1 protein-coding gene and 1 pseudogene are annotated in these 3,937 nt (G+C 74.3%); both read right to left on the bottom strand.

The annotated features are described in order from the left end of the window. The coding region (locus H5J30_RS20985) for a hydantoinase B/oxoprolinase family protein (RefSeq protein ID WP_181788941.1) at nt 1-3,558 on the bottom strand (3,558 nt) is incomplete at its 3' end. A gap of 50 nt (nt 3,559-3,608) precedes the next feature. Continuing rightward, nucleotides 3,609-3,937 (bottom strand): annotated as a pseudogene (locus H5J30_RS20980) (HEAT repeat domain-containing protein); the annotation flags it as partial.

Genomic DNA, 3,937 nt, shown 5'->3' with positions numbered 1-3,937 from the left:
GGCCTCGACGGTGTCGCAGCCCTCCAGCGGCTCCACCGTGCCGTCGGCCCGCTCCATGGCGTTGCGGCCGAGCGCGCCCGGCCCGCCGCCCGCCATGCCGTACGGCGCCACCCGCCGGTGGCCGGTCAGCAGCGTCACCGTCATCGGCTCCAGGAACCGGATGCGCCGCACCGCGCCGCGCCCGCCCTCCCAGCGGCCCGGGCCGCCGCTGCCGTCGCGTACGGCGAACTCCTCGACGCGCACCGGGTAGCGCCACTCCAGCACCTCGGGGTCGGTGAGGCGGGAGTTCGTCATGTGGGTCTGCACGACGTCGGCGCCCGGGAAGCCGTCGCCCGCGCCGGAGCCGGAGGCGATGGTTTCGTAGTACTGCGCCTTGTCGTTGCCGAAGGTGACGTTGTTCATCGTGCCGGAGCCCTCGGCCTGTACGCCGAGGGCCGCGTACAGCGCGCCCGTCACGGCCTGGGAGGTCTCGACGTTCCCCGCGACGGTGGCCGCGGGGAACTCCGGCGCGAGCATGGAGCCGGGCGGGATGCGCACGTGCAGGGGCTTGAGGCAGCCGCTGTTGAGGGGGATGTCCTCGGCGACCAGGGTGCGGAACACGTAGAGCACGGCGGCCATGACGACCGAGCTGGGCGCGTTGGCGTTGCCGGGCTGCTGCGGCGAGGTGCCGGTGAAGTCGACGACGGCGCTGCGCGCCGCCCGGTCGACGCGGACGGCGACCTCGATGACGGCGCCCGCGTCCGTCTCGTAGCGGTACGAGCCGTCCCCGAGGGCGGCGATGACGCGGCGCACGGACTCCTCGGCGTTGTCCTGCACGTGCCCCATGTAGGCGCGTACGACGTCGAGGCCGAACATGCCGATCATGCGGCGCAGTTCGTCGATGCCCTTGTTGTTGGCGGCGATCTGGGCGCGCAGGTCGGCGAGGTTGGCGTCGGGCGCGCGCGAGGGGTACGGGCCGGAGGTGAGCAGCCGGCGCGTCTCGGCCTCGCGCAGGGTCCCGTCGCGGACGAGCAGCCAGTTGTCGAAGAGGACGCCCTCCTCCTGGATGGTGCGGCTGAACGCGGGCATCGATCCGGGCGTGATGCCGCCGATCTCGGCGTGGTGGCCGCGGGAGGCGACGAGGAACAGCAGTTGCTGCCCGCCCTCGTCGAAGACGGGGGTGACGACGGTGACGTCGGGCAGGTGGGTGCCGCCGTGGTACGGGTCGTTGATGGCGTACACGTCGCCGGGGCGCAGCCCGTGGCCGGTGTCCCGGTTGCGCCGCAGCACCTCTTTGATGGACTCCCCCATCGACCCCAGGTGCACGGGCATGTGGGGCGCGTTGGAGATCAGGTTGCCGTCGGCGTCGAAGAGGGCGCAGGAGAAGTCGAGCCGCTCCTTGATGTTGACGGAGTGGGCGGTGCTCTCCAGCCGTACGCCCATCTGTTCGGCGATGGCCATGAAGAGGCTGTTGAAGACCTCCAGCATCACGGGGTCCACGCCCGTGCCGACCGCCTGCGTGGCGGGCCGCGGAGTGACGCGGGTGAGCGTGAGGTGGCCGCGGTGGTGCACGGCGGCCTGCCAGCCGGGGTCGACGACGGTTGTGGAGCCCTCCTCGGCGAGGATCGCGGGGCCGGTGACGGTGTCGCCGGCGCGCAGGTCTTCGCGCTGGTAGAGCCCGGCCTCGCGCCACTGCCCGTCGGCGAAGATCCGTACCCGGTCGGCGGGTTCGGGCCCGTCCCCGGCGCGGGCGGCGCCGCCGGCCTCCTCCCGCGTGGTCGCGGCCTGCTCGGCCGCGGCCTCCACGGACGCGGCCTCGGCGACCAGCGGCTTGTCCATCGTGAACGCGAACCGCCTGCGGTGCACCGCCGTGAACTCCGCCCGCATCTCCGCCTCGTCCGCCAGCGGCACGACGATCGCCGAGTCGGTGCCCGCGTACCGCAGGTGCACCCGCGCCGAGGTGTCCACGGCAGCCGCCGGAATGCCCTCGTCCGTGAGGTCCGCGGCGGCGCGCTCCGCCAGCTCCGCGCAGACCTGCCGGATCCGGGGCATCGACGCCTCGGTCAGCTCCGCCTCCACCGCCTGCTCCCGCATGGCCGTCGCCGCGGCGACCCCGATGCCGTACGCGGAGAGGACGCCCGGGTGCGGCGGGACGACGACGGTGGAGATGCCGAGCACGTCGGCGACGGCGCAGGCGTGCTGGCCGCCGGCGCCGCCGAAGCTGGTCAGCGCGTAGCGGGTGACGTCGTGGCCGCGCTGCACGGAGATCTTCTTGACCGCGTTGGCCATGTTGAGCACGGCGATGTCGAGGAAGCCGGCCGCGACCTCCTCGGGCGAGCGCCGGTCGCCGGTGGCCGCGGCGGAGGTCTCGGACAGGTCGGTGAACGCCCGCCGCACCGCCTCGTCGTCGAGCGGCTGGTCGCCGCCGGGCCCGAAGACCGACGGGAAGTGGCGTGGCTGGACGCGGCCGAGCATGACGTTGGCGTCGGTGACGGTCAGCGGCCCGCCGCGGCGGTAGCAGGCGGGGCCGGGGACGGCGCCGGCCGAGTCGGGGCCCACGCGGTAGCGGCGGCCGTCGAAGTGCAGGACGGAGCCGCCGCCGGCGGCCACGGTGTGGATGCCGAGCATCGGCGCGCGCATCCGCACGCCTGCCACCCGGGTGTCGAAGTCGCGCTCGAACTCGCCCGCGTAGTGCGACACGTCGGTGGACGTGCCGCCCATGTCGAAGCCGATGACGCGGTCGTAACCCGCCTCCCCGGAGGAGCGGACCATGCCGACGACCCCGCCGGCGGGCCCGGAGAGCACGGCGTCCTTCCCGCGGAAGCGGGTGGCCTCGCGCAGGCCGCCGTTGGACTGCATGAACTGCAGCCGGATGCCGCGCAGTTCGCCGGCGACGCGGTCGACGTAGCGGCGCAGGATCGGCGACAGGTAGGCGTCGACGACGGTCGTGTCGCCGCGCGGCACGAGCTTCATCAGCGGGCTGACCTCGTGGCCGCAGCTGATCTGGGTGAAGCCCGCCCGCCGGGCCTCCTCGGCGACGGCCCGCTCGTGCGCCCCGTAGCGGTAGCCGTGCACGAGGACGACGGCGACGCTGCGGAACCCGTCCCGGTACGCGTCCGCCAGCGCCGCGCGCGCGGCGCCGAGGTCCAGGTCGCGTACGGCCTCGCCGCGGGCGCCGACGCGCCCCGGCACCTCGATCACCCGCTCGTAGAGCGCCTCGGGCTTGAGGATGCGGCGCTCGAAGAGCAGCGGCCGGTTCTGGTACGCGATCCGCAGCGCATCGCGGAACCCCTCGGTGACGACGAGCACCGTCGGCTCGCCCTTCCGTTCGAGGAGGGCGTTGGTGGCGACGGTGGTGCCCATCTTGACGACTTCGACGCGCTCCGCGGGCACCGGCTCGTCCGGCCCGAGGCCGAGCAGCAGCCGCACGCCCGCGACGGCGGCGTCGTCGTGGGCGCCGTAGCGCCCCGGGTCGTGCGAGAGCAGCTTGCGGGCGACGAGGGTGCCGTCGGGCCGCCTGCCCACCACGTCGGTGAACGTGCCGCCGCGGTCGATCCAGAACTGCCAGCGCGCCGTCATGCGCTCATTGTCGCAGGCTGCGACCGTACGTGAAGGACGCGTCACGGACGTCAGCCGGAGGCGCCGTCCGGGGTGATGCGGGTGCGCACGGTGCTCTGCACGTCGCCGTCCTCGGCCGGGTCGGCGGCGAGGCTGCGCAGCCGGGCGACGACGCGGGCGTCGGCGGTCTCGGCGTGCCGGGCGCCGATCTCGCGGGTGGTGTCCTCGCAGTCCCACAGGCACTCGACGGCGAAGGAGGCGGGGAACGACGGATCGGTGGCGGCCAGCGCGCGGGCGGTGACACCGCGCAGGTGCGAGCTGCCCGTCTCGCGGTAGATGTGCCGCAGCACCGGCGCGGCGGAGGCGATCGCCAGCCGTCCCGCGCCGGCGACCAGATCGC

This window comes from Streptomyces phytophilus (genome assembly GCF_013870535.1).
GTDB lineage: Bacteria > Actinomycetota > Actinomycetes > Streptomycetales > Streptomycetaceae > Streptomyces > Streptomyces phytophilus.
The sequence above is the reverse complement of the archived record's forward strand: the minus strand, read 5'-3'. Positions and strand labels throughout refer to the sequence as shown.